The 26381-nt window shown below is 62.6% G+C and carries 26 protein-coding genes and 1 pseudogene; 24 read left to right on the top strand and 3 right to left on the bottom strand.

The window, feature by feature from the left end:
* Positions 1-73 precede the first annotated feature (73 nt).
* The 7 genes and pseudogenes from FFY45_RS07270 to FFY45_RS07240 all read left to right on the top strand — a co-directional run bounded on the left by FFY45_RS07270 (position 74) and on the right by FFY45_RS07240 (position 6012).
* Positions 74-358, top strand: a complete 285-nt coding sequence (locus FFY45_RS07270) for a helix-turn-helix domain-containing protein (RefSeq protein WP_044422143.1) — start codon at positions 74-76, stop codon at positions 356-358.
* Between the two features lie 26 nt (positions 359-384).
* The gene (locus FFY45_RS07265; protein ID WP_217902487.1) at positions 385-1242 is read left to right on the top strand and encodes a replication initiator protein A; all 858 of its coding nucleotides are present in this window, start codon (positions 385-387) and stop codon (positions 1240-1242) included.
* A 265-nt stretch (positions 1243-1507) separates the two neighbouring features.
* Positions 1508-2146 carry a ParA family partition ATPase gene (gene parA, locus FFY45_RS07260; RefSeq protein WP_176339918.1) on the top strand — a complete coding sequence of 213 codons (639 nt, stop codon included), beginning with the start codon at positions 1508-1510 and terminating at the stop codon, positions 2144-2146.
* A pseudogene (locus tag FFY45_RS22510) lies at positions 2143-2403 on the top strand (chromosome partitioning protein ParB); the annotation flags it as partial. The gene parA and the pseudogene FFY45_RS22510, both read left to right, overlap by 4 nt.
* A 3-nt stretch (positions 2404-2406) precedes the next feature.
* Positions 2407-2964, top strand: coding sequence for a DUF2840 domain-containing protein (locus FFY45_RS07250; RefSeq protein ID WP_176339991.1), 558 nt, complete (start codon positions 2407-2409; stop codon positions 2962-2964).
* The gene (locus FFY45_RS07245) at positions 2961-3548 is read left to right on the top strand and encodes a S26 family signal peptidase (RefSeq protein ID WP_176339917.1); all 588 of its coding nucleotides are present in this window, start codon (positions 2961-2963) and stop codon (positions 3546-3548) included. The genes FFY45_RS07250 and FFY45_RS07245 overlap by 4 nt, the downstream gene beginning before the upstream one ends.
* 448 nt (positions 3549-3996) lie before the next feature.
* Entirely contained in the window at positions 3997-6012 is a 2016-nt protein-coding gene (locus FFY45_RS07240) for a relaxase/mobilization nuclease and DUF3363 domain-containing protein (protein WP_176339916.1), read from the top strand.
* A gap of 253 nt (positions 6013-6265) precedes the next feature.
* Here FFY45_RS07240 and FFY45_RS07235 read toward each other — a convergent pair whose 3' ends face one another.
* Positions 6266-7147: a LysR family transcriptional regulator gene (locus FFY45_RS07235; RefSeq protein ID WP_217902486.1), complete on the bottom strand. Its 882-nt coding sequence runs from the start codon at positions 7145-7147 to the stop codon at positions 6266-6268.
* A 118-nt stretch (positions 7148-7265) separates the two neighbouring features.
* Here FFY45_RS07235 and FFY45_RS07230 point away from each other — a divergent pair, with 118 nt between their 5' ends.
* Positions 7266-7934, top strand: a complete 669-nt coding sequence (locus FFY45_RS07230; RefSeq protein WP_176339914.1) for a nitroreductase — start codon at positions 7266-7268, stop codon at positions 7932-7934.
* A 162-nt stretch (positions 7935-8096) separates the two neighbouring features.
* Here FFY45_RS07230 and FFY45_RS07225 read toward each other — a convergent pair whose 3' ends face one another.
* Positions 8097-9008, bottom strand: a complete 912-nt coding sequence (locus FFY45_RS07225) for an AraC family transcriptional regulator (protein WP_176339913.1) — start codon at positions 9006-9008, stop codon at positions 8097-8099.
* Between the two features lie 363 nt (positions 9009-9371).
* On the opposite strand from FFY45_RS07225, the gene FFY45_RS07220 reads away from it, so the two are divergent.
* The 15 genes from FFY45_RS07220 (at position 9372) to FFY45_RS07150 (ending at position 24652) form a co-directional block, all read left to right on the top strand.
* Positions 9372-9857 carry a (2Fe-2S)-binding protein gene (locus tag FFY45_RS07220; protein ID WP_176339912.1) on the top strand — a complete coding sequence of 162 codons (486 nt, stop codon included), beginning with the start codon at positions 9372-9374 and terminating at the stop codon, positions 9855-9857.
* Positions 9857-10849 carry an FAD binding domain-containing protein gene (locus FFY45_RS07215; RefSeq protein WP_176339911.1) on the top strand — a complete coding sequence of 331 codons (993 nt, stop codon included), beginning with the start codon at positions 9857-9859 and terminating at the stop codon, positions 10847-10849. Before FFY45_RS07220 ends, FFY45_RS07215 begins: the two co-directional genes overlap by 1 nt.
* Positions 10846-13233 (top strand): xanthine dehydrogenase family protein molybdopterin-binding subunit, encoded by a 2388-nt coding sequence (locus FFY45_RS07210; protein ID WP_176339910.1) that lies wholly within the window; start codon positions 10846-10848, stop codon positions 13231-13233. Before FFY45_RS07215 ends, FFY45_RS07210 begins: the two co-directional genes overlap by 4 nt.
* 11 nt (positions 13234-13244) lie before the next feature.
* A complete protein-coding gene (locus FFY45_RS07205) occupies positions 13245-13790 on the top strand; it encodes a nuclear transport factor 2 family protein (protein ID WP_217902485.1) in 546 nt (181 codons plus the stop codon).
* A gap of 75 nt (positions 13791-13865) precedes the next feature.
* Positions 13866-14294, top strand: a complete 429-nt coding sequence (locus FFY45_RS07200; RefSeq protein WP_255171879.1) for a DoxX family protein — start codon at positions 13866-13868, stop codon at positions 14292-14294.
* Complete coding sequence (locus FFY45_RS07195; RefSeq protein WP_176339908.1) at positions 14291-15142, top strand: SDR family NAD(P)-dependent oxidoreductase; 852 nt, start codon at positions 14291-14293, stop codon at positions 15140-15142. Before FFY45_RS07200 ends, FFY45_RS07195 begins: the two co-directional genes overlap by 4 nt.
* Positions 15143-15223: 81 nt before the next feature.
* Complete coding sequence (locus FFY45_RS07190; protein WP_176339907.1) at positions 15224-15988, top strand: SDR family NAD(P)-dependent oxidoreductase; 765 nt, start codon at positions 15224-15226, stop codon at positions 15986-15988.
* A gap of 67 nt (positions 15989-16055) precedes the next feature.
* Positions 16056-17261 (top strand): alpha-hydroxy-acid oxidizing protein, encoded by a 1206-nt coding sequence (locus FFY45_RS07185; protein ID WP_176339906.1) that lies wholly within the window; start codon positions 16056-16058, stop codon positions 17259-17261.
* A 112-nt stretch (positions 17262-17373) separates the two neighbouring features.
* Positions 17374-18060 (top strand): EthD domain-containing protein, encoded by a 687-nt coding sequence (locus tag FFY45_RS07180; protein WP_176339905.1) that lies wholly within the window; start codon positions 17374-17376, stop codon positions 18058-18060.
* A gap of 45 nt (positions 18061-18105) precedes the next feature.
* The gene (locus tag FFY45_RS07175; RefSeq protein WP_217902484.1) at positions 18106-19089 is read left to right on the top strand and encodes an oxidoreductase; all 984 of its coding nucleotides are present in this window, start codon (positions 18106-18108) and stop codon (positions 19087-19089) included.
* Positions 19086-19643 carry a flavin reductase family protein gene (locus tag FFY45_RS07170; RefSeq protein WP_176339904.1) on the top strand — a complete coding sequence of 186 codons (558 nt, stop codon included), beginning with the start codon at positions 19086-19088 and terminating at the stop codon, positions 19641-19643. Before FFY45_RS07175 ends, FFY45_RS07170 begins: the two co-directional genes overlap by 4 nt.
* Positions 19644-20112: 469 nt before the next feature.
* Entirely contained in the window at positions 20113-20886 is a 774-nt protein-coding gene (locus FFY45_RS07165) for an SDR family NAD(P)-dependent oxidoreductase (protein WP_176339903.1), read from the top strand.
* 105 nt (positions 20887-20991) lie between these two features.
* Entirely contained in the window at positions 20992-21864 is an 873-nt protein-coding gene (locus FFY45_RS07160; protein WP_176339902.1) for an SDR family oxidoreductase, read from the top strand.
* Positions 21865-22040: 176 nt separating this feature from the next.
* Complete coding sequence (locus tag FFY45_RS07155) at positions 22041-23624, top strand: GMC family oxidoreductase (protein WP_176339901.1); 1584 nt, start codon at positions 22041-22043, stop codon at positions 23622-23624.
* 20 nt (positions 23625-23644) lie between these two features.
* Entirely contained in the window at positions 23645-24652 is a 1008-nt protein-coding gene (locus FFY45_RS07150) for a zinc-dependent alcohol dehydrogenase family protein (RefSeq protein ID WP_176339900.1), read from the top strand.
* A 35-nt stretch (positions 24653-24687) separates the two neighbouring features.
* Here FFY45_RS07150 and FFY45_RS07145 read toward each other — a convergent pair whose 3' ends face one another.
* Positions 24688-25596 carry a LysR substrate-binding domain-containing protein gene (locus tag FFY45_RS07145; RefSeq protein ID WP_176339899.1) on the bottom strand — a complete coding sequence of 303 codons (909 nt, stop codon included), beginning with the start codon at positions 25594-25596 and terminating at the stop codon, positions 24688-24690.
* Between the two features lie 135 nt (positions 25597-25731).
* Between FFY45_RS07145 and wrbA the strand changes: the two genes are divergently transcribed.
* Positions 25732-26349, top strand: coding sequence for an NAD(P)H:quinone oxidoreductase (gene wrbA / locus FFY45_RS07140; protein WP_176339898.1), 618 nt, complete (start codon positions 25732-25734; stop codon positions 26347-26349).
* Positions 26350-26381: the final 32 nt, after the last annotated feature.

Below are 26381 nucleotides of genomic sequence, written 5' to 3'. Positions count from 1 at the left end.
TTGCTTTCTTGAGACTGCCTCCATCCGGCCGCGCTGTGTGGCCGGGCTTTGCCGACCGATGGAGGTTCACACCATGCGACCCGCACCCTTGCGGTCTGCCGCCGCTGCTGTCGCTGCGCCAGCGCAGCCCCAACGCTACCTGACCAACGACGAGGCCGCCGAGTACCTGCGCCTTAGTCCTCGCACGCTGGAGAAGCAGCGCGTGATCGGTGGCGGCCCCAAGTTCCGCAAGTTCGGCCGCCGCGTCATGTACGCGGTGGCCGACCTCGATGCCTGGGCCGACCAGCGCAGCTACGAGGCCACGTCCGACCCGGAATATGCCGAGCGTCACGCGGGCGACTACCGTGATGGCCGCTGATCGTCGGCTCGCCGGTGGCCATCGTCATGTCCAGCCCATCGCTGCCGTCGGGGCAGCGATTGCAGCAGCGGGAACAGCTCGACATGTTCCGCGCGTTGCCGGGCGACGGCATGGCGCCGCGCGACAGCCAGGACTTGATGGCCTTTCCGTTCTTCTCGCTGGCGAAGTCGCGGCGCACGGCGCCGATCGACTTCCGCAGCGGGAACATCACCATCCGCGTGGAAGGCACGGCCGAGCACGGCATCGCCACGATATGGGATGCCGACGTGTTGATATGGGCCGCCTCGCAGATCGTGGAGGCGCGCGACGCGGGCATTCGCCCGTCGCGCTGGATACGCGCTACGCCTTACGAGATTTTGCGTTTCATCGGTCGCGGCACGTCGCTCAACGACTACCTGCGCCTGAAGGCCGCGCTCGACCGATTGCAATCGACCAGCGTGGCCACGTCTATCCGCGAAACCACGGGAAGGCGCTTGCATCGCTTCTCGTGGATCAACGAGTGGCGCGAACTGGCCGACGCCAGCGGCGTGCCGCTGGGCATCGAGCTGATCCTGCCGGACTGGTTCTATGCCGGTGTGCTCGACGCTGCCCTGGTGCTGACTATCGACCCGGCCTATTTCCGTTTGAAGGGCGGCATCGAACGCTGGCTGTACCGCCTGGTGCGCAAGCACGGCGGGCGGCAGGAACACGGCTGGCAATTCGACTTTCGGCACCTGCACCGCAAGTCCGGCAGCGCGGCGCGCTTCTCGGACTTCGCCTACGACCTGCGCGCGCTGGTCGCGCGGCAGTCGCTGCCCGGCTACGTCCTCGGCATCGAGGCGATGCCCGACGAACGATTGGAACTGCTGACCTTCCGGCCCGTGCCGCACACGGCACGGGGATAACTGTGGGAAAGCCTGTGGACGGCCTCGTGCTATCAGGAGTACCAGGTATCGTGCTATCGGGAGTACGCCTATCGTGCTATCAGGAGTACAAAAACGCCGGAAAGCCAATAACGGCGCGGGTTTGCGTCCCCTCTAACTTACCTAACTATAAATCTCTAACTTTTAGTAGAAGCGCGCCGATTCAGTGGACAACCACCGAACGGCACGGCGAACAGCGTTTCGCACGGCAGGCAAAGCCTGGCTTTCCAGCATGGAGGGTCACGCAATGATCGTCGCGCTGCTCAACCAAAAAGGCGGCGTTGGCAAGACCACGCTTGCCACGCACATCGCCGGCGAACTGGTGATGCGCGGGCAGTCGGTCATCCTGCTGGATGCTGACCCGCAAGGTTCATCGCTGGACTGGACGCAGCGCAGAAGCCAGCAAGGCTTGCCCCGGCTGTTCAGCGCCGTGGGCCTAGCCCGCGAAACGCTGCATCAGGAAGCGCCAGAACTCGCCCGTCGCGCAGATCACGTCATCATCGACGGGCCGCCGCGCATCGCCGCCTTGGCGCGCTCCGCGCTGCTGGCGGCCGAGCGCGTGCTGATCCCGGTGCAGCCCAGCCCCTACGACTTGTGGGCCAGCGCAGAGATGGTGGCGCTGATCCGCGAGGCGCAAGTCTTTCGGCCTGCGCTGCGCGCGGCCTTCGTCATCAACCGGCGCGTCAGCACCACGGTGATCGGTCGGGAGGCGCGGCAGTCGCTGGCCGAACAGCCGCTGCCGGCGCTGCGTGCCGAAGTGCGCCAGCGCATCGTCTTCGCCGACAGCGTGGCCGCCGGTCGGCTCGCACGCGAGACGGCGCCCGGCAGCGCCGCTTCACGCGAGATCACAGCACTGGTGGACGAGCTGCTGCGGTGGCCGACATGACCGCGAAGCCACCACGCAGCAAGCGCGTCGGCATCGGTGCGCGTCCGCCCGCGAATCCGCACGCTGAGGCGTGGATTCGCCAGGGCGACGCCGATGCGCTCAACAAGGGCGACCTCTACACGGCCCGCCTGACCCTCGACATTACGCCCGCCATGCGGGCGCGCATCAAGGTGTCGGCCTTCACGCGAGGCGTGACCGTGGCCGAACTGCTGCGCGCTTTGCTGGAACGGGAGTTTCCCGACCCGCACGGAGAACACGCTATGAACGCATCCGCTGCACCCGCCGCGAACACGGCCACGGCTGCCGCATCGCCTCCGGCTGCGCCGTCGCTCGCGGTACGCGCCGGCCAGGCCGGCAACGTGCCGCTGACGCGCGTATCGCTGGCCTACATTGAACCGCGATTCAAGCTCTACCTGCGCTTCGGCGAACCGGCGCGCACGCTCCAGCTCGACCGCTGGCGGCGCTGCGCGGTGTTCCTGCCACGTGCGATGTTCTGCCGCGTGCGCTGGCAGGCCAACGACTACGGCACGATCCGCTGGCAGCTCATGGTGATGCAGGCTGGCACGCCGCTGGATGCCTTGCAGCGCATCCCCGGCGTGCAGCCCGGTGCGCGCCTGCTGCTGCACGCCGAGGGTGACGCCAGCGCGCGCGCCGTGCTGGAACGCATCGACGGCATCGAGGCGCTGGGCATCGCCCCGTCTGCCGTCTCGCCCGCGTACTGGCGCACGCTGGGCAACCGGCTCGCGGCGCGCTTGCCGCTGCCCGAATACAGCATCGAACGGCACGCCGCTTGGCTGGCCGGAAGGACATTCCCATGACCAGCATTTCTACGACCGGCCCCGCGCCGCGTCCTCGCTCGCGCCTGCGCGCTCGCATCGTGCTGGCGGCCCTGACTGCCTGCGGCCTCGCTGCGCTGGCCTGGGCGGCTTTCGTGTCGCCGCTGCCGCGCTTGACATACAACCCATCCGACAGCGTGGCGGTCGGCTGGTATCGCATCGAACCGTTCGACCCGCGCACCGCCTCGCTGCCACGTCCGCTGTCCGTGGACAGCATCGTGTTGGTGCCGCTGCCCGACAGAGCCGCCACGCTCGCTGCGCAGCGCGGCTACCTGCCGGCTCACGTCCCGCTGCTCAAACGTGTGGGCGCGGTCGCGCCGCAACACGTCTGCATCGTCCCCCGTCAGGTTCGCATCGACGGAGTGCCTTCGGCCGCCGTGCTGCCTGCCGACCGGCTGGGCCGGCCGTTGGCATCCTTGCAGCTTTGCCGCCGCCTCGAACCGGGCGAGCTGTTCCTGTTGAGCGTGACGAATCCGGCATCGTTCGATAGCCGCTACTTCGGCCCGGTTAGCGCATCCGCCGTGATCGGCGTTGCGCATCCGGTCTGGCTGGAGACACGCCCATGATGGCCGCCGATTCGCTGCACGTTGCCGTGCATCTCATCGTGCCATCGGGCATGCCGTTCCGGCTGCTGCCGCCGTGTCGTCGCGCGTACAGCGCGGGCGCATTCGCGCCGCGCTTCGCGCAACATCCGGCGCAGCCGTCCAGCATGCAGGCGTCTTGCCTCGAACGTGCCCGGCCTGCGGCCATTGGCGCGTTCGCCGGCGCGCTGGCTGCAAGCAGCGCAGCGCCGCCGGGCCGCCGACGCCCGGAGCGACAGCGAAGGGCAAAGGCGGAAGGCAAGACAAAAGGACGCGGCACCAGGCCGCGTCGAAAGCCTATCTGCACATGGGGGTGGCGCGGCACGGACCGGCTTCGCCGCCGTGCCGCGTGGGGCGCGAGGCCCGCGCCAATGAAGGCATGTCCGCGTGCTTCGCACGACCGGACACGCCAGAGCTTGCAGGGAGCGCCGCTATGACCGACCGCCGCGACGACGATTTCCGCGTGCGCCCGAGCGCCCCGAAGAACCGAGGCAAGGGCCAGGGCCAGAGCTTCGTTTCCAAGGTGCTCAAGCAGACTGGCAAATCCAGCAGAGGCAAGTCTTCGATGCGCAATTCCGCAGCCAGTGGCAGCGGCGCACGCGCAGGCCAGCGGCCCGGCTCACGGCTTGGGCGCGGCCATACGGCGGCGCGCTTCGCCGGGGCGAAGCTCACGCCCATGTCGCGGCGCGTGACCATCAAGACCCTACTGGTCAATCAGCGCAACGCCAGCCCGCAGTCACTCGCCAAGCACCTGCGCTATATCGAACGCGACGGCGCGGGCCGCGATGGCGAACCGGGTCGGGCTTATGGGCCGCAGACCGACGAAGCCGACCTCGACGCCTTCAAGGAACGCTGCGAGGACGACCGGCACCATTTCCGCTTCATCGTCTCCCCGGAGGACGGGGCCGAGCTGGACGACCTGCGCACCTACACCCGGCACCTGATGAACCGGATGGAAGCCGACCTGGGTACGCGCTTGGACTGGGTGGCGGTCGATCACTGGAACACCGACAACCCGCACACCCACCTGATCGTGCGCGGGCGCGACGACACCGGCAAAGACCTCATCATCGCGGGCGACTACATCGCCCACGGCTTCCGCCATCGTGCCGCCGAGCTGGCGACGGAGTGGCTGGGGCCACGCACCGAACTGGAGATCCAGCAGACCTTGCAGCGCGAGGTGGAACAGGAGCGGTGGACAAGCCTCGACCGCACGCTGCAACGCGAGGCCGGCGAGGACGGCGAGGACGGCCTGGTTCAGATCGAACGCTTCAACGAACCCCGGCTGCAACGCCAACGCCTGCTGCTGATCGGCCGCCTGCAACGCTTGCAGCGCCTGGGCCTGGCTGACGAAACGCAGCCCGGCACCTGGGCTGTTCACGCCGATGCCGAGAAGACCTTGCGCGCCCTGGGTGAGCGTGGCGACATCATCGGCACCATGCAGGGGGCCATGAGCGGCCGGCCGCGTGAGCTGGCGGTGTTCGAACCGGGCCAAGATGCAGATGGAAGCGGCCGCAGCATCGTCGGTCGCGTGGCTGCAAAGGGCTTGGCCGACGAGCTGCACGACCGCGGCTATCTGGTCGTCGACGGGGTGGACGGGAAGGCTCACTACGTCACGTTGAACGCCCGCGACGAACTGACGAACTATCCCACCGGCGCGGTGGTGGAGGTGCGCAGTTCCGCCGAGGTGCGCGCCGCAGACAAGAACATCGCCGCGCTGGCGAGCGATGGCCTGTACCGCACCGATCATCACCTAGTGATCGAGCAAGGCCGGGCCAAGGCCGGACGCGACCCGCAGGAAGTCGTCGCGGCCCATGTCCGCCGGCTAGAAGCTCTGCGCCGCGCTGGCATCGTGGAGCGCGTGGCCGAAGGGCTATGGGAGGTGCCGGACGACCTGGCCGAGCGAGGTCGCCAGTACGACGCACAACGGTTGGGTGGCGTAGCGGTGGAACTGAAATCGCACCTGCCCATCGAGCGGCAGACCCGCGTAATTGGGGCCACCTGGCTCGACCAGCAACTGATCGGCGGCGGCCGAGGGTTGGGCGACTTGGGCTTTGGCAGCGAGGCCAAGCAAGCCATGCAGCAGCGCGCCGACTTCCTGGCCGAACAGGGGCTGGCCGAGAAGCGCGGCCAGCGCGTGATCCTTGCCCGGAACCTGCTGGGCACGTTGCGCAACCGGGAACTGACGCAGGCCGCCAAGGACATTGCCACCGAAACCGGCCTGGAGCATCGGCCCGTGGCGGACGGGAAGCGCGTGGCCGGCGTCTACCGGCGTTCCGTCATGCTTGCCAGCGGACGCTATGCGATGCTCGATGACGGCATGGGGTTCAGCCTTGTGCCGTGGCGGCCAGTGATCGAGCAGCGGTTGGGACAGCAACTTGCCGCGACGGTACGCGGCGGCGGGGTGTCGTGGGAAATCGGGCGGGCTAGAGGGCTGTCAGTCGGCTGATCCTTGGCCTTAGCTATGGCCTCGTGCCAAGCGCCGCCGCGATCCTTTCGGCGAACGCCCGTGTCTTGGCTGGAACCAATCGCGCGGATGCACGAGATAGATCGTCTCATTGTTCTCCACGGGATGATCGGGCAGCACCGGCACCGACCGGCCGCTGCACAGTGCCGGGCCTGCCAGCCAGTCGGACACCATTGCGATGACCGCGCAGGAAACGGCCGCTTGTACGGCTATGATCGAAATTGCTGACTCTGATCTAGCAACCCAATGCATCCATGGTGTGGCTAACGAAGGTTTTCAACTTCGCTGTTTGAGTCCTATCCGCGGGATAGATGAGGCTGAGCGCTCGCGATGGCGCGTCGTAGTCCGGCAATACACGCACCAGGCGGCCCTCGCTTATATGGTCACCGACCATATCCTCAGCGCTCATGATGATCCCGAACCCACCGAGCGCTGCGCGGACCTGCGCTTTGGTGTCATTGATCTTCAGGCGGCTGTTAATTTTGGCTGAATAGGACTTGCCGTTTCGCGTAAAAGTCCACTCGGTATCTGTCATCCGGTCCCAAAAAACGTAGCCGAGACATTCGTGCTCTGACAGGTCTTCGGGATTCGCTATCACTGCGCGACCTTTTAAATAATCTGGCGATGCGCAGGCGATGAAACGGTACGGCCTCAGTGTTCTCGATACGAGCGTACTACTGGATTCAAGCCGCGTATCGCCTATGCGGAAGGCTACCTCGAAACCTTCCTCGATCACGTTCACGAAGCGATCCGTCAAGGTGAGTTCAACCTTTGTGCCGGGATACTTAGCGAGATAACTAGTAAGCGCTGGAACTAAACTGTGCGACCCAAAATTGTACGGCGCAGTGATCCGGAGTGTGCCTCGCGGCTCAACTTGGGCGGAATATGCGAGTGCGTCCGCGGCGTCCGCTTCAGCGAGAATCAACTTGCATCGCTCCAGGTATGCGGAGCCGAACTCAGTAAGGGTCTGACGCCGTGTTGTTCGATGGAGCAGTCGCACGCCAAGCCTTTGTTCCAGTGCTTGGATATGTTTGGCCACCATCTGGGCGGAAATGCCCATGGTCGAAGCCGCCGCCACGAATGAGCCGGATTCTGCCGTCAGAACGAAAGCCTCCATGCCTGTAAGTCTGTCCGCCATAGCCAACCCCGGGTTGTTAGTGACAACACTATAAGCCAATTTACCTACTTTGAAGGAGGTAATAAGATTAGGTCTTCACATAGAGATGGATGTTTGTATGACTGACCTATCCTTCGAGAAGCTTGTGCGTGCACGGGCTTCAACCCGCCATTTTCTTGCCCAACCGGTGGATCCTGTGCAGATCCAAGGGGTTCTAGAAGACGCGCAGCGCGCGCCGTCCAACTGCAACACGCAACCTTGGAGCGTGCACATTGTTTCCTGTCGCGCGCGCGAAGCGGTTAGCGCCGCAATGCTGGAGGCAGGGAGCCGATATTCACCGGACTTCAGTTGGGATGAGACTGCTTATGCCGGCGTTCTCGGGGAGCGCCGAAAGCAACAAGGCAAGACATATTACGAAGCTTTGGGCATCGCACGAAATGATTCGGAAGGGCGCGCCAAAGCGTGGCGTAACAACCTTAATTTTTTTGGAGCTCCCCACGCCGCCTTCCTATTCATGCCGATGACTGGGGATGGCGTTCGTGTCGCATCGGACGTCGGCATGTATGCACAGACCTTCCTGCTGTCTCTTGCATCCCGTGGACTCGCCGGTGTCCCGCAAACGCTCTTGGGGCTGTTCGCTGACCCCGTCCGGAAGGTCCTTGGCATTGACGCCGACATGAAACTCCTCTTCGGAATCTCGTTCGGCTACCCAGACGCTTCGGGCGCGTCAGCCCATGTGCGGATGGGGCGCGCCCCGTTAGTCGAGAGTGTGCGGTTCCACGACTAATCGGTGTGGCTGTTAGCGAGGCGGTGGGCAGTTGGCGAGCCATCTCCGTATTCGACTGGCCCTAGCTACAGACAAATCGCTCCCCATGCTACAAGCGCAGGCTTTTCCCGGACGCTCCGAATCTGCTGCGTGCAGTCGTGGCGTTCGTAATACGCGCTAAGTTCATTTGAGGACTCGCTGCAACGGGACCGTCTGGCGCAGCCGATTAATGTCGCGCAAAGGTGGCGCCCCAAATGCGCGACTGTATTCCCTGCTGAACTGCGTGGCGCTTTCATACCCGACTCGTATGGCGGCGCTCACGGAGTCAGCATCTTCATTGAGCATCAGCCAGCGGGCTTCTTGAAGTCGAAGCTGCTTTTGATACTGCAATGGCCCCATACCAGTGACGGTACGGAAATGGAGGCGGAAAGTGGATGGGCTCATATGCGTGCGTGCCGCCAGTTCTTCGACAGGAAAGCTGGTGGTGTAATGTTCCTTCAGCCACGCGATTGCTTTCGCAATCTGCTGAACCTGGGACCCTGCAGCAACCAGTTGCCGCAGTTGCGCACCCTGGGGCCCGGTTAATAGGCGCACGCTGATTTCCCGCTGGATAAGCGGCGCGAGTAGCGGAATGTGTTCCGGCTCATCTATCAATAGAAGCAGCCGGAGCAGTGCGTCCTGCAGGTGTGCCGAGAGATCGCCGATCAGCAGTCCGCGGCCGGGAACTGTTCGCTGTCGCGGCAGATCCGCCTCAGTCGCAAGTTGGACGATGCTGCGTGTATCCAATGCCAGCGCCATTCCTAAGTAGGGCTCAGCAGAGGTGGCTTCCGATACCCGAGACACGACCGGAAGGTCGACTGACGTCAGCAGCGACTGTCCAACGCCGTATTCGTAAATCTCGTCGGCAAGAACGACGCATTTCGACCCTTGTGCAACGACCGCGATCCCAGGCTCGTACACGTACGGCATGGGCACGGTCGGTTGGGCATAGCGAAACAGCTTCAGGCCTGGAACGGCCGTTTCATAGTTACCGTCGCTGGGGGCGAACCGGGCGATGGTCGCCGCAAGGGTCGTGCGGTCTTTGTCTCTGAGCATGCCAATGCCTGCGATTCTTAAATAAGCCGGAAATTTGTAAGCAGATCTCAGCCACTGCTTGTCGGGCTCAGCATAGCATCGGCTACCAATTTTCTTCTGGATTTTGATGCTTGGTCGTCGAATTAGGCAAGAAATTTGACGGATCGGGCTACCGCGTTTTGGCGGCTGGGCGCATCCTGACTATCACTCACAAAGGCAAATCATCAGGCATGACGCGCCCGGCGATTAAAGGGCGTTCTTCGCCGCACCATGCTCCGCCGCCGACTGCTCGTAACGCGGCCCCGAAGCGTCTGAGGCGCAATCGTGTGCAACGCCTGACCGATTGCATTTTTATGAACAAGCCTGAACGTATCGGAGAGTGTTATGGCAAAGACAGCTGTTGTATTGAACGTCAACGGCGGCGACCACTCATTGGAAGTCGATGCGCGCGTCACACTCCTTGATGCGCTACGTGAACATCTGTTGCTGACAGGCACAAAGAAGGGATGCGATCAGGGACAGTGCGGCGCATGCACCGTCCATGTTCGAGACGAGCGTGTGTTGAGCTGTCTGACGCTGGCTGCCCAAGTCGACGGCCTGCCCATCACCACAATTGAGGGGCTCGCCGACGCAGATGGCGCTTTGCACGCTGTTCAGACAGCATTTCTAGAGTTTGATGCCTTCCAATGTGGCTATTGCACGTCGGGACAAATCATGTCGGCCGTCGCATGCATAAAGGAGGGGCACGCCACGTCCGATGACGAGATTCGCGAGTACATGAGCGGCAATATCTGTCGCTGCGGCGCTTATCCCCACATCGTGGAAGCCATTCGGCACGCTGCTACGCGTCTCCAAAGGGAGCACGTGTGATGAGAGCATTCGATTATGTACGTGCTTCTGACTTGAGCACGGCGATCCGTGAGGGCGGGCGGCAAGATACACGCTTCCTCGCCGGCGGCACCACGTTGCTCGATCTGATGAAGTGCGGCGTGGAACGGCCCACCCGAATCGTAGACATCACGCGCTTGACGGGACTGAGCGGGATCGAGGTTAGTCAACATTCGATTCTGATTGGCGGACTCGCCAAAATGAGTCATGTCGCCGACGACCCTAGGGTCAAGACCGTTGCTCCTGCAGTGTCCGAGGCGCTATGGCGTGCGGCTTCCGCGCAGCTGCGCAACATGGCCGCTATCGGCGGCAATCTCATGCAGCGGACTCGTTGTAGCTATTTTCGCGACCCTGCCGCCTATCCCAACTGCAACAAGCGACTGCGCGGGTCTGGTTGTGCTGCTTTGCAGGGCGTGAATCGTAACCATGCCATTCTCGGCACGAGTGACGAGTGCATCGCCATCTATCCCGGCGACCTTGGGGTTAGCCTCGTCGCGTTCGATGCCCAAGTTCATATCCAGGGATCTCGCAAGCGTGTCGTCTCCGCTGATGAATTTTTCCGCTTGCCTGGCGACAGTCCAGACATCGAAAACGATCTTGCACCTGGAGAGATCATCGTTGGCATCGAGATACCTGTCTCTCCTGCTCTGAAGCGTTCGCACTACCTCAAGGCACGTGACCGCGCCTCCTACGAGTTCGCTGCGGCAAGCGCGGCCGTCGGGCTTGAGCTTGAGGCCGACGGAAAAACAATACGAGAGGCGCGGGTGGCGCTTGGCGGGGTTGCGACGAAGCCGTGGCGCGCCCGAAAGGTTGAGCAAGCCCTCGCGGGCCAGCCTTTACAGGAGTCGATCATCCGCGAGGCTTCTTCGCTTGCTGTGGAGGGATCGCGGTCTCACGGACATAACGCCTACAAGATTGTCCTTGCACCCAAGGTTGTGGCACGTGCCTTAATGATGGCGGGGGGACTCGCATGAAGAGCCTTCTCGACATCGAGTTGGAACGTCGGACCCTGATCAAAACGATGGCAGCGGCAGCAGGCTTTGCCGCAACGGCAGGCGTACTGCCCGCCAGTTCTGCACAGCCGAGTGCCAAAGCGCGTGCCGCCAAGAATGGCGCTCTGGGGACGCAACTCTCTCGAACCGATGGTCATCTGAAGATTACCGGCGGTGCTCGCTATGCCATCGAGCAAAGGCTGAATGGCCTTGTATACGGGGTCATTGTCGGCTCAACCATCCCGGCAGGGCGAATTACGGCGATCCAGTCGACTGCAGCCCGAGCGGCGCCGGGCGTGCTTGCGGTTTACACCCACCAAAGCGGGCTGAAGATCCACGCGCCGACGCGCAATACCGCAGGCGGGGCTGCGACGGAGAACTTCGCACCGCTGCAGGACGATCTCGTGCGCTGGAATGGTCAGCACATCGCCATCGTCATTGCCGAAACCTTCGAACAGGCGACGGAAGCCGCCGCCATGGTCGCGGTGAGCTACGCGCCGGCCGCCGCCATCCTCCATCCCGAGGACGAAGCCGCAAGGCCCCAGGTCGCCGAAGAATTCAATGCGGAGTGGGGAGATGCCAAGGCTGCCCTTGCGTCGGCGCCCGTCACCGTCGAAGCCGTTTACACCACACCGCGCGAATACAACGTTCCCATGGAGCCGCACGCCTGCATCGCGACGTGGGAGGGAGAGGCACTGACCGTGTGGGAGCCCAGTCAATGGGTCGGTGGCGCCCGGCAGGTCATCAGCGAATACATGGGCGTCGATATCGAAAAGGTGCGGGTGATCTCGCCCTATGTCGGCGGCGGCTTCGGCTCGAAGGTTGCGCCCCATCCGCATGTGGCCCTGGCTTGCGCAGCGGCCCGGGCGCTGGGTCGGCCGGTCAAGGTGTCGCTCACCCGTCCGCAGACGTTCACGGGGCTCGGCGGGCGTCCCCGCACGCGCCAGAAGCTCGCGCTGGGCGCAACCCAGGATGGAAAGCTTGTCTCGATCGTCCATGAAGGTTCAAACGAAACGGCGATCGACGATCTGCATCAAGAGCCGACGAACGTCGTCACCGCAATCATGTACGCCACCCCGAATTTCTGGTCGCGACACAGCCTGGTACCGGTCAATACCGTGAATCCGAGCTGGATGCGAGCGCCGGGAGAAAACCCCAGTGCGTTCGCCCTTGAGACGGCGATGGACGAGCTCGCCCATAAGCTCAGGATGGATCCGCTTGAGCTGCGCCTACGCAACTGGGCCGACCATGACCATCAGGCCAAGAGTCCCTGGACGACGCGGCAACTGCGCGAGGCCTATGCAGCCGGCGCCAAGGCCTTCGACTGGTCGCGCAGGAGCCACGAGCCGCGCTCGATGCGGGAGGGACGCGAGCTGATCGGCTGGGGCATGGCGGCCGGCACCTATCCGGTCCGCCGCACGCCGGGTGAGGCCAAGGTCATCATTCTCGCGAACGGTTCAGTTGAGGTACACAGCAGCGGCACGGACATCGGCACCGGGACGTACACCATCCTCGCTCAGACAGCGGCCGAGGCGATCGGCGTGCCGGTCGAACGGGTGAAGGTGCTGCTCGGCGACACCGCGCTCCCACGCGCGCCGCTGGCTGGCGGATCACAGTTGGCGAACCTTCTGACTGGCGCGGTTCACAAGACTGCGCTTGCCGCCCGTGAACAGTTGCTGGCGCTTGCCGCGAACGATCCTCGTTCTCCGCTGGGTGGCGCTAGCAGCAAAGACCTGACGATCGAGGACGGGCGCGTCCGTCCTTCGCGACGTCGGAGTGGCGGGGTCGAAATTGCTGAACTATTCCGTGCGACAGGCCGCGATCGTATTGAAGCGCACCGCGACACGTTCCGGCCGGGCGCCACGGAAGACGATCGCAACAAGGCGGATCGTACGTTCACGCAAATGCTGCTGCCAACCGATGGCGGCGTCTCGGCCCATAGCTGGAGCGCCCATTTCGTCGAGGTTCGCGTGGACGAAGATTTTGGGATCGTTCGCGTGAAGCGGATGGTTGGAGCTTTCGACAGCGGCCGCGTCTATAACCCAAAGCTCGCCCGCAGCCAGTGGATTGGCGGGATGGTGATGGGGATCGGCCAGGCCCTGCTCGAAGAGGGGCAGATCGACCCGCGCGACGGCCGGGTCACCAACGCCAATCTCGCCGAGTATGTCGTCGCCGTGAACGCCGATGTGCCCGAGATCCAGACGATCGATGTCGGCATCCCCGATCACCAAGCCAGTGCGCTCGGCGGCAAGGCCGTCGGCGAGCTCGGCATCGTCGGCGTTGCGGCCGCGATCGGAAACGCGGTCTTCCACGCCACCGGCAAGCGCGTGCGGGACCTGCCGATCACGTTGGAGAGACTCGTTTGAAACCGATGCCCATGGACGATGCCGAGCGCGCGCGCCACGCCGGTGGCAATGCGTCGAACGCCGTGACGGTATCTCGAAGACGAGTGCTGGGATGGGCTGGCATGGGCGCAGCGTCCGCGGCCGTCTTCTTGATGGCGTCGGCGTCCGCGCAAGTGCAAGACGAGCGCCAAGGTCAACCGAATAGATGGAGCAAAGCCATGAGTAAAACGGTGGAACGTTATTTCAGTCTTGTCGATGCCGCAGTGGAAGGTCCCGCGCGAGTCCAGGAGCTTGCCGACCTTTTTGCGGACGACGGCATCCTCGCCCCCGCCCAAGGCGAGGCGCTTTCGGGAAAGACGGCGATAGAACGCTATCTGTCCGACTTCTACACCAACGTCACCAGCGTGAACCGCCACTTCTACAACATCACCTCGGATGATGGTCGGCACGTCGAAGCTGACTGGGCGGTAGCGGGAAGATTGAAGCAAGGCGGTCTTGTAGCCCTGCAAGGACATAACGTCTTCGAGATCGGAGACGACAGAAAGATCAAGAGCCTTCGGGTCCGAAACGCCGGTTAATGTGGCGAAAACTTTGATGGGGCATACAAGCAACCAACAGGGCGACCTTGGCCACCAGCGACAAGGACGAGAAAAATGACCAAGACACAGTTCATGGCCGGCTCGCTGCCGCGAGTCGAACGAACGGTAAGTTTGATACTGCGGATAAGCCTTGCCGCGGCCTTCCTTTACTACGCTGGTCTGAAGCTTATCGGGGCTCCTGCGATGGTGGGAGCGTTCGACAAGATCGGGCTGGGACAGTGGTTGCGATACGCCACCGGTCTCGTGGAGTTGTCCGGTGCGCTCCTGCTTCTGCCCCGCCGCTTCGCAATTGCAGGCGCGGCCTTGCTGCTCCTTACCATGATCGGAGCCAGCGTCACGCACGTGATGCGGCTAGACGGCGCTGTGCCCATCAGCGCCCTGCTGTACGGCATTGGCGCATTCGCAATCCTACTGCTGGAGCGGCGTGATATCGGCGCTTTGTATCGGCGAATGATTACTCACAACAACGGAGAATTGAAATGACAAAGACATGGTTCATCACCGGCGCCAACCGGGGGCTCGGCCTTGGTATCACTCGCGCGGTGCTCGATGCCGGCCATCGCGTGGTTGCCGCTGCCCGCAAACCTGAGCAGATCACCGCGGCGCTTTCCGGGTATGGCGATCGCTTGCTGGCTGTACGACTCGATGTCACGAAGCCTGAAGAAGCCGAGGCGGCGGTCGCGCTAGCGAAGCAGACGTTCGGCGGCATTGACGTACTCGTCAACAATGCCGGCTACGGCCAATTGGGCTGGTTCGAGAACACGTCCGATGAGCAGATTCGCAATCAGTTTGAAACCAACGTGTTCGGCGCCATGCACGTCACGCGCGCCGTCCTGCCGCTGATGCGCGAGCGCCGATCGGGTCATGTCTTTACCGTCTCATCGGTGGCTGGAATCTATGCGGTTGCGGGCTCGTCGACGTACAGCGCATCCAAGTTTGCCGTTGAAGGCTGGATGGAAGGCCTCGCAGAGGAAGTCAGGCCCTTGGGCATTGCCGCCACGATCATCGAGCCTGGCTTCTTCAAGACCGACTTCCTTGATGCGTCCTCCGTTGCCTATGGCGCGCATGACATCGCCGACTATGCCGATCAAGTGAGACAGTTCACGGAGTGGCATCACAACATGAACCATCAGCAGGTCGGTGACCCCGCCAAGCTCGGTTCCGTGCTGATCCAGCTCAATGAGATGAAACAACCGCCAGTACGCTTTGCTGCCGGCTCAGACGCATCCGGCGTCGTGCTCACGAAGGCCGAATCCATCCGCGCCGAAGCCGACCGACTCAAGAATCTCTCTGCGTCGACAGACGGCACGCGGGAAACTGCGGCAGCCTGAACACGCACCTTGCAAACGAGAAAAACATGGGTCGGCGGCGCTTCCGCCGACCGCAAGACGTTCAATTGAAGGTCAATAGCAATGACAAAGACACTTGAAGGCGTCGTGGCGTTAGTCACCGGTGCCAGCAGCGGCATCGGAGAAGCCACCGCACGCAAACTCGCCAATCTCGGCGCGGCGGTAGCGCTGGTGGCTCGCCGAAAGGACCGCCTCGATACTCTCGTCAGTGACATCGAGGCGTCAGGCGGAAGAGGGCTGGCGATTGAGGCAGACATCACCGATCGCGCGCAAGCTACTGCAGCCGTCGAGCGAGCCGTACGCGAGTTCGGTAGCCTGGACATCCTCGTCAATAGCGCGGGACTGATGCTGATCGGATCGACAACGGGTGCCGACCCCGAGGAGTGGGACCGGATGTTGCAGATTAATATCAACGGCCTGCTCTATGTGACCAACGCGGCGCTCCCTCACTTACTCGGTGCCGCCGAGCGCAGCCCGCGCCAGGTCGCCGATCTGATCAACGTGAGTTCGGTGGCGGCATTCCAGTACAACCCCATCAACGGCGTGTACGCGGCCACCAAAGTCGCTGTGAATGCATTCTCCGAATCGCTCCGCCAGGAAGTCACCAAGCGGCACGTGCGTGTTGGTGTCATCGAACCTGGTTCGGTCGCAACGGAGCTGGCATCCCACAATCGGCCCGAGATACGCGACAAAATTCTGAGTCCCTACTTCAACGATATCGAGACGCTCGGCCCAGGTGATATCGCCGATGCAATCGCGTACATGGTCACTCGGCCTCGCCGAGCGGCGGTTGGCAAGATCTGGATTGGGCCGACCGAGCAAATCTAGCCGTGGAAGCTTTGGCAGCCACCCGCGAAATCGCAGCGCAACGCTGTTCCTGAAGGAGGAATTTGATATGCAACTCGAAGAACGTCGCAACTTCCTGAAGGCCGTGACTGCGGGCTCCACCCTGGCTGCGGTCTCCGGAATATCCATCACCAAAACTGTTGCCGCCCAGACACCAAACGTCGCTTATACAGGTGGATATCAAGCCGGCACCGAGGTGAAGGCGCTGGGCCTGATCAACCTGATCGATATCGAGCAGATGGCGGCCAAGGTCATCCCGAAGGGCGGCTTTGGCTACATTGCCGGGGGCGCGGGCGACGAATGGACCTTGCGCGAGAACCGGACAGCGTTCGAGCGCAAGCAGATCGTTCCGCGCGTGCTGACAGGTAGGGGCCCCGTCGATCTGCACACCGAGATCCTTGGGACGTCCATCGCCTCTCCGGTCATCGTCACCCCGATGGGTGCACACGGGCTCGCGCATGTCACCGCTGAAGCAGGAACTGCCTTGGGCGCCGAAGCCGCCCATACGATCATGGCGCTCAGTACGGTATCCACGCTCTCGATGGAGCAGGTAGCAGCGGCTTCCAAAGGACCGAAGTGGTTTCAGCTCTATCTGCAGCAGGATGAAGGCGTCAACAAGGACCTGCTGCATCGCGCCAAAGCTGCTGGTTACCGGGCCATCATCATGACCGTCGACGCGACGGCCACGGGCAATCGCGAGGCCGACGCCCGAAACAAGTTCGCCTTCCCTCTGCAGTTCGGAAACCTGGTGAGCGGCAGTGCCGGTGGTGGCATCCACTCCTTGAACGCAAGCTTCGCCCTCAAGATCGACCCGAAGTCCATTGAGTTCGTCATCAAGGAGTCTGGTCTTCCGGTCATCGTCAAAGGCGTTTCAAGTCCCGACGATGCCCTGATGGCCATCAGCGCGGGGGCGTCCGCGATTCAGATCAGCAATCACGGTGGCCGCCAGCTCGACGGAAGCCCCGCAACCTTCACGGTGCTGCCGGCCATTGCCAAGGCGGTGGATCGGAAGGTCCCCATCATCCTGGACAGCGGAATCCGGCGCGGTCAGGACGTCTTCAAGGCGATTGCTTGCGGCGCCGACTGCATCGCGCTGGGCCGCCCCGTCTTCTATGGTTTGGCGCTTGGTGGCTGGAAGGGCGTGCAGTCGGTGCTGGAACACCTCAACAAGGAGTTAGGCATGGTGATGCAACTGGCCGGTGCTCAGTCTGTTGACGACATCAAGCGAATCGCATTGCTCGACTCCAAGATGTGAGCTTCGCAAATCCACACTCCTGCCGGAAGAAGATGCTGAGCCAGGCAGGAAATTCAATGAACTGCCCTTCTCGCCCAAGCGGGATTGCGCGAGTACTCGGAAGGAGATTTAGATGATCCAGTTTTTTGCACTGATCCCCCGCGCGGCGGGCGTGTCGTCTCAAGAATTCCACGATCACTGGCGTCATCCTCACGGCACCATGGGCCGAAATATCCCCTCCCTTCGCAGCTACGTGCAAAGTCATCATGTCCATTGCGACTTGCTCAGTGCCGATCAATCGAAGTTCGAAGGCATCGCCGAGTCGACATTCGATACCGTCGAAGACGCTGCGCAGTTCGGCAACGACCCCTACTACAAAGCGCATATCCAGCCCGATGAACCGAACTTCGTTGACGGCCCTCGGCTTGAGTGGCTCAACACGGAAGAAGAAGTGCTGGTGTCGAGAGGCGGTGGCCAAAATCCACCTGCCTACCCAGAGGGTCTATGGCTGTACCTCGATCTGCCCGTGTCCATCAAACTTCTGCAGTTCGTCCGCTCGGACGGCAATCCGGACTGGGCCGGAGAGGACGATGCGGAGCTGGGCCGCAGGATCGGGGCGTTGCGCCATGTGCGCAACCGGCCGGTGCGGAGCATTCATGGCGATACGCCGCCGTACCTGGGCGTGCGTCAACTCTGGTGGCCTACCTTGTCGGCCTTCAACACCGGCGCTGCAGGCGACCCCGAGGCCTTTCAGGCGCTGGTCGCCCGTGGTGGCGCAGCCATAACGCTGCTCGCCCAGGCTGAACGCTTTCTGCGTTAGGCCGTCGTCATTTCGCGCGCACCGCACATCTAGAGGAGCCTATCAATGGGAATTTCATCTTCATCCACGACGCACATCATGGCTCGCTTGAAAGCGCTGTTGCTGCTTCTGGCATTCGCCCTTACGTCGCAAGCCGTTGCGGCTCAGGAGAAGGCCGTGGCGCCACCATCCTCGAAAGTCTGGTTCGTCACGGGTTCAAATCGCGGCAATGGCCTGGCCATAGCACGGGCCGCGCTGAATGCCGGGCATCGCGTGGTGGCCACCACGCGCCAACCAGCGCAGGCGCGGGCCGCTCTGGGCGACCAAGGGGATCGTCTGCTGATCGTGCCTTTGGATGTCACTCGGCCCGACCAGGCGGAGGCTGCCGTAGCCGCCGCCAAGGAGCGCTTCGGCCGCATCGACGTGTTGGTGAACAACGCAGGCTACGGCCAGCTGGGCTGGTTTGAGAACACCTCTGACGCTCTCATCCGCCGGCAGTTCGAAACCAACCTCTTCGGCGCTATGAATGTGACCCGTGCCGTTCTGCCGGTGATGCGGCAGCAGCGTTCTGGACACGTGTTCACCGTCTCCTCGGTCGCGGGCTTGGTTTCCGTTTCCGGCAGCTCTGTTTACAGCGCCTCGAAGTTCGCCGTTGAAGGGTGGATGGAAGGATTGGCTGCGGAGCTGAAGCCGTTGGGAATCGCATCAACCATCGTCGAGCCGGGATTCTTCCGGACCGATTTTCTCGATGCCTCGTCGGTCTCGTACGGTGATCGCAATATCGCCGAGTACGCCGAGGCCTCGGCGAAGTTCCGAGCCTGGCACGATGAGATGAACCACAAGCAGGTCGGTGACCCGGCAAAGCTCGGCGCAGCCATCGTCAAGATTTCGGCCATGGCCTCGCCCCCGCTACGGTTCGCTGCTGGTTCCGATGCCTATGGGCTCGTTATCAAAAAGGCTCAGGAACTTCGCGAAGGAGCCGAGCAGGTGCGAGAGCTTTCCATATCCACGGACGGCAATTGGCCGTCGGACGGAAGTACCGGCAAATGACCAAGACAAGAGCTAAGGCGGATTTTCCTGTTGAACAGGTGAGGCGCTACCTCGAACCGGGGCCAATCGTCTTGGTCTCGTCGCGATGGAAGGACCAGACCGACATCATGACGATGGGCTGGCACACCATTATGGAATTCTCCCCATCGTTGGTGGGCTGCGTGATCTCGTCAATGAATCACAGCTTCGAACTGGTCCGCAAAAGCAAGGAATGCGTCATCAACCTGCCCACGACCACCCTGACCGATGTGGTGGTAGGCATAGGCAACACCACCGGCACAAAGATCGACAAGTTCGGCGAGTTCGGGCTTACGGCCGAGCCCGCCGAGCATGTAGGGCCGCCGCTGATTCGCGAATGCCACGCGAACTTCGAATGCAGGCTCCATGACGATGCGCTCATTGATCGGTACAACTTCTTTATCTTCGAAGTCGTGAAGGCCCACGTAGCGCCGTCGCCGAAGCATCCTGAGACGCTGCATTACACAGGTAACGGCATCTTCACGCTCTCCGGAAAGACCATTAACCGGCGGTCACTCTTCACCAAGGGCGTTTGATCTGGCTCGGTACAGCCGAAATCTCTCCCGAGTGCCGAAGCTGTAAAGCTGGCTGCATGGATCTCCCGTCATCGTCGTCCGCGCCCCTTTGGTACCTCTGTCGCATCGGACCAAGAGATCCATGAAGGCAGGCCCCGGCAGAGGCCACCTATGACCACTCGGCCAGAACCTCGCGAACCGTCCGATCAGCCGTGAGCGGCCAGCCAGCGGGGGATGTCGGCCGACCAACCCAACTGGCATGGTTCGTCGGCAGCGCGTTGCCGCGTTTGACGGTTGCCCGCCCCTCTTGCCCGCGTATGCGGTACTATCCGTACATTGATGTACGTTTAAGGCGTTCGTGGTCAGCCATCCTCCCCCATTAGGCAGGCGTGACCCGCAAAGCCGGAATCGTGTCGTGCATCAGGCGTACATCTATCCGCGCGTGGACAGGCGCGTGGAGCTTCTAAATCAAACTCGAGGAAGAGAACTAATGACTGAATTGTCAGGGCGACTCGTGGGCCGCGTCGCTGTAGTTACCGGTGCAGGCCAAGGCGCGGGCTACGGCGCCGCCATAGCCATGGCGCGCGAGGGTGGAGCCCTTGTCCTCATGGGGCGCACGAAGACCAAGCTCGACGCGGTCGCCACTGAGATCGACGCCTTCGGCGGACAGAGCTTGGTGTTCGCAGGCGACGTTACGCACGCAGACGACATTCAGGGCGTGGTCGATGCAGCGCAATCACGTTTCGGGCGCCTCGACATTGTCGTCAACGCTGCACAGTCGCCGGGCATGCGCGGGGGCAAGCTGCTCGACGTGACGCCCGAGCTTTTGAAGGAATTCTGGGAGTCGGGCTACGTCGCCACCCTCGCCCTGATGCGCGCCGCGTATCCGCACATGGTCAAGGCCGGTGGCGGCAGCATCATCAATTTCGGCTCCGGGATTCAGCATGCGCCGGCCGGCTTCGGACCCTATGCAAGTGTGAAGGCGGCCATCCAGACGCTCAGCCGGGCCGCAGCGATGGAATGGGGACCCCAGAACATCAGGGTCAATACCGTCATGCCCTTCGTGCTCTCGCCCTCTCTCCAGGAGGACTTTGCGGACAAGCCGGGTGCGCTAGATGCCATTGCAAAGCATGCACCGCTTGGCAGGGTCGGAGATCCGATCGCGGACATCGGCCGGGCGATCGTATTCCTGGCCAGCGACGATTCGGCCTATCTCACCGGCGGCGTATTGAACCTCGATGGCGGCATGACCGAGGTCCGCTGAGGCAACACCCGGATTGCCGAGGCTCGGCCTTCCGCTTGTGCTGGCGTTTGAACACCTGATCTCGGCCGTTGTGGCAGAGGCAGAAGATCCTGGAGAGTTGTGCAAATGAGCATAGTCGTCACCGCAGCCACCGGCCAGCTGGGCCGTCTTGTCATCGACGCGTTGTCGGAGCGGGTTCCAGCTGAGCAAATAGTGGCGGTCGCCCGCAACGCGGACAAAGCGGCCACCCTTGCCGCCAAGGGCGTCGAAGTAAAAATCGCCAGCTACGATGATCCTGCCTCCCTGCAGGGCGTGTTCTCGGCGGGCGATACCGTGCTGCTCATCTCCGGCACGGAGTTCGGCAAACGTACCGCCCAGCACAGCAACGTCATCGAGGCAGCCAAGGCGGCGGGCGTTGCCCGGCTCGTCTACACCAGCGTTCTGGGCGGGTTCCTGGCGGGTGGATTCAAACTGGCGGAGGAACAGCACAAGCCTACCGAGCAAGCCCTTCTTGCCTCCGGCCTCACCTATACGTTGCTGCGCAATGGCTGGTACACCGAGAACTACACCGACCAGATTCCCGTCCAGTTGAAGCACGGCCTGGTCGGCGCTGCCGGCGAAGGCCGGATCGGGTCCGCCTCGCGCGCGGACCTTGCTGCGGCGGCGGCTGTCGTCCTTACCAGCACCGGCCACGACAACAAGGCTTACGAACTCAGCGGCGACAGCGCCTGGAGCTTCAGTGAATATGCGGCGGAGCTGTCCAGGCAGACCGGAAAACAGGTCATCTACAACGATGTCCCGCTGGAGGTGCTGACCGAGATTTATGTCAACGCAGGGCTTCCCCGCGAACCGGCAGAAGCCTTTGCCGAGAGTCATGTGGCCATCAAGCGCGGTCTGTTCGAGGGCGGCAGCGGCGAGCTTCGGCGCCTGATCGGCCGCCCCACTACCTCCCTGGCCGATAGCATCAGCGCGGCCCTTGCCAGACCAGTACGCGAGTAAGGCCGGCCCGAAGGTTTCCACAGGGAAACGTCGCGTTGCACGCAGCCCGGCTAGTCACTCGAAGATCCCACCCTATCCTAAGGTTCGAGGTTTGGCTCGGTGTCGGTACGCCCGATGCCTCAAGCGCATTTCGCACGTGGAGTCACAGCGCCTCGCAGCCAGAAAGGAGCGTGCCCATGTCTCTCAATTCCGAACCATTTCCGAATTCGGTGGATGTCGTCATCATCGGTGCCGGTTCTGCAGGGGCCGTGATCGCCCGGCGACTGCTCGACGCGGGGCGTCGCGTCGCAGTGTTGGAGGCCGGCCCCGTCGACGCCAGCGAAGCGATCCACGATCCACTGGGCTCGATCGGTCTTTGGGACAGCCCCTATAACTGGGGCTTCGAGACCGTCCCACAGGCCCATGCCCACGGCAAGACGTTCCTGCAGCCCCGAGGCAAGACCCTCGGAGGCAGCAGCGCATTCAACGGCATGGTCTACGTGCGCGGCGTACGTCAGGACTACGATCGCTGGTCCCAAGGAGGCGCCGCCGGCTGGGACTGGGTGACGGTTGAACCGTACTTCCGCAAACTCGAACACTACGAGGGCGGCCCAGACGGTGGACGCGGCGTTGAAGGGCTAATGAATGTCCAGCGCAACAAGACGCCGAACTTGCTCATCCAAGACTGGGTCGCTGCCGCGCAGTCCGCCGGCCATCCCTACAACGACGACTACAACGCTGGCGACATTCTTGGCGTCAGCTACACACAGCACACCATTCGCAACCACCGTCGCGCGACAACTTGGGTGCAATACATGCGCCCAGTCGAGGATCATCCGAACCTCTTCACGCGCACGGACGCGACGGTCAGCAAGCTCATCATCGAGGCAGGCCGCGTGGTCGGGGTGAAGTACCTGCACGGGGGCGCGGAGCACCGCATCCATGCGGACCAAGAGGTCGTGTTGTCGGCGGGCGTCTTCGGGACGCCGCAGATCCTGATGCTGTCGGGCATTGGTGATGGCAATGTCCTTCGCAGCTATGACATCAAGGTCCACGCGCATTTACCGGGTGTCGGACAGAACCTGCAGGACCATTTCTCCAGCCCGATCATCTATGAGACACCGGGCGCTCCGCCGGTGCCGACCGAACAAGGCCTTGAGGCACAGTTCTTCGCCAAGACGCGGCCTGGACTCGCCGCGCCGGACGTCCAGCCGATCCTGATGTCGTTCGTCTACGCCTTCATTGACGGCGAGCTTCCCGAACAGGGGTTCAGTGTCGTCAGCCAGATCCTCCACTCTCTGAGCCGGGGCGAGGTCCGCCTGCGTTCGATCAATCCGACCGATGCGCCGCTCATTGATCCGCGCGTGCTCTCCGAACCCTACGATTTGGAAGTTCTCGTCGACAACATGGAAATGATCCGCGAGGTCGGCAGGCAACCGCAGATGAGAAAGTGGATCAAGCGCGAGGCCCGCCCAGGCGACGAAGTCGTCACGCGCGCGCAGATGCGGGATTACGTGAGATCGACCGTCGTCTCGGGCCACCATCAGGTGGGTACCGCGAAGATGGGGATGGACTCGATGGCAGTGGTCGATCCAGAACTTCGGCTTCACGGACTCGAAGGACTGCGTGTCGCGGACGCCTCGATCATGCCTTACATCACCACAGGCAACACCAATGCACCCACGATCATGATCGGGGAACGTGCCGCCGACTTCATTCTCGAGCGTGGCATTTCCGGGTCCGGGAGCCCGTCCGCGGCAGCCGAGTCGCAGCGACAGTGATCCACCACCGGAAGCCACCTATGAAAGCAGCTATTTTGCGAAGTCCTGGCGGGCTCGAGCGCATCGAGTATGTCGACCGTCCTGACCCCGGTGAACCGAGCGCGGGCGAAATCCGAGTCGCCATCAAGGCGAGCACCGTCAATCCCCATGACTACATGGTCGCAGCCGGCATGATCCCCACGGCCGATGGGCGCGTGCTGATGGCCGATGGCGCCGGCGTCGTCGAGGCGGTGGGCGCCGGAGTGATCGACTTCGCTGTTGGTGATCGTGTCATTTCCACCTTCTTTCCTGCATGGCAAGACGGTCCTCCAGCCATGGCCGGATTTGCTCAGACGCCTGGCGATGGGGTGGATGGCTTTGCTCAAGAGATTGTTGTTCGCTCCGCACTATCCTTTACCCCCGCACCAGCAGGCTACAGCCATGTCGAGGCGGCCTCGCTGACGACAGCCGGCGTAACTGCATGGCGCGCATTGATGACGAATGGTCGTCTGCGGGAGAACGATACCGTACTGCTGATTGGTACGGGCGCGGTGTCCCTGTTTGCCCTGCAGATCGCCAAAATGGCGGGTGCGCGGATCATCATCACGTCCGCGTCCGACGAGAAGCTCGAACAAGCCAAGGCCTTGGGTGCAGACGAGACCATCAACTACCGACGCGAAGCGACCTGGGGAGCGAAGGCCCGCGCGCTGACCGGCGGTCTTGGCATTGACCATGTCGTGGAAGTCGGCGGACCTGGGACGCTCGTGCAGTCCATCGAGGCGACCCGACCTGGCGGCCACATCGCCCTCATTGGGGTGATGACGGGTCTCTCGGGCGACATCCCTACAGCCGCGCTAACCGGCAAGCAGATACGACTGCAAGGCGTCAGTGTCGGCAGCCGACAAGATCAGTTGAACCTCGTGAGCGCCCTGAGCGTGAGCGCCTTCCGTCCAGCAATCCGCTCGATGTCGACTTTTGCTGCGTTGGCGGAAGCTTTCCGCCAACTGCAAACCTCGAATGCCTTGGGCAAGATCGGCCTGGAGTGGTGAGGCGACCGACGGGCGCAGCCGTGATGGCGTGGCGCCTATAACTCCAGATTCGTGACCTGGCCTTTGAACTCATCAACGAGGAAGTCGATCAGGGCACGAATTGCTGGGGTCAGGCCCCGACGGCTTGAGAACACCGCGTAGATGGTGCCGTCCATCGTATGCCACTGCGGAAGCACGCGAACGAGGTCGCCGGCCGCGAGGTCGTCTCGACAGATGTGCTCGGGCAGGAGGGCAATCCCAAGGCCCTCTCTCGCAGCGCGGCGCAGCTCTTCGAAGTCGCTGCACAGCAGGCGCGGTTTGATCGGGACCTGATGCATTTCATCGTCGGGACCGCACAATGACCAGAGATTCTCTTCCTCGGCCATTGCGAGGGTCGGGAGCATCGCAAGGTGCTCAAGGGCAAGCTGTCCATCCAGTGCCTCATTCATCGACCGACCGATCGTGAGGACGCGGCGAGACAACCCAAACTTGCGGACTACGGAGGACGCATCGGCTTCCACCACGGTGCGGGCACGTAGCGCGACATCCACGCCGTCCTCCACCAAATCCGCGGGGCGATTCAACTCCTTCAGCTGAATCCGCACTTTCGGGTACGCCACCATGAAGCGGCGCAGCATGCCGCCAATCAGATTCTGCACCAAGCCCTGGGGGCAGCTTATCCGGATCAGCCCGTTGGGCTCTGCCCGAGCATCCAAGACGACGCCTTCGGCCGCTTCGTAACTGGCCATCATGAGTTCGCATTGCTCGAACACCGCACGTCCGACATCCGTTGTCCGCAATCGACGGGTGGACCGTTCCAGCAGTCGCACTTGAAGTCGGTCTTCCAAACGCGCGATGCGCTTGCTCAAGGTGCCTTTGGGAACTCCGATGTGGCGCGCGGCCGCCGAGAACCCCTGATGCGTGACGACCGCATGGAAGTACGCGAAGTCGTTTAGATCATTCATCGAGGCAATCCCCGGACAATTGTCTCCTTGCGGAAACGACGCGTTGGATTTTACCTATCTACCGGCATCATTGTGCGCAGATTACGATACTTCCGTACACCAGCCGCATGGGTTGGTGAATGCGGAGAGCGTCCCATGGCAAAGATTGCGGTCATCTATTACAGCAGCACCGGATCGACGTATCGGATCGCGCAGGCCGCCGCCGCTGGCGCCACTGCGGCTGGCGCGGAAGTTCGGCTCTGCAAGGTTGCTGAACTCGCCCCCGACAGCGCCATCGACAGCAATCCAGCCTGGCGGGCCAACGTTGAGGCCACCGCCGACGTACCGTTGGCGACACCCGACGATTTGGAATGGGCTGATGGTTTCCTGGTCGGATCCCCCACGCGGTTCGGCTTGCCGGCCGCCCAGATGAAGCAGTTCATCGATACGTGTGGTGGGAAATGGTTTACCGGCAAGCTACAAGACAAGGCAGCCGGGGCTTTCACCGGTGCCGGCAATGTGCACGGTGGCCAGGAGTCCACGCTGCTGGCCCTCCAGAACGTCTTTTACCACTGGGGCGCGGTAATCGTGCCGGTGGGCTACACCGATCCCTCGATCTCTGCCGCAGGTGGCAATCCCTATGGTGTGAGTTTCACCGACCCCAAGGGTGAGCCTCTTCCCGAGACGGTCCTGGCCGCAGCGCGCTACCAAGGAGCGCGCATCGCCCGATTTGCAGAGGTGCTATCTGCGAACCGTGAACACCTTTCGAGCTAGCCGAAGCAGGGCAACTGCCCTCCGGTTGCCAT

The organism is Xanthomonas hortorum, from assembly GCF_011305375.1.
GTDB classification, from domain to species: domain Bacteria; phylum Pseudomonadota; class Gammaproteobacteria; order Xanthomonadales; family Xanthomonadaceae; genus Xanthomonas; species Xanthomonas hortorum_E.
Note: the sequence above shows the minus strand (reverse complement) of the source record. Positions and strands in the feature narration are given on the sequence as shown.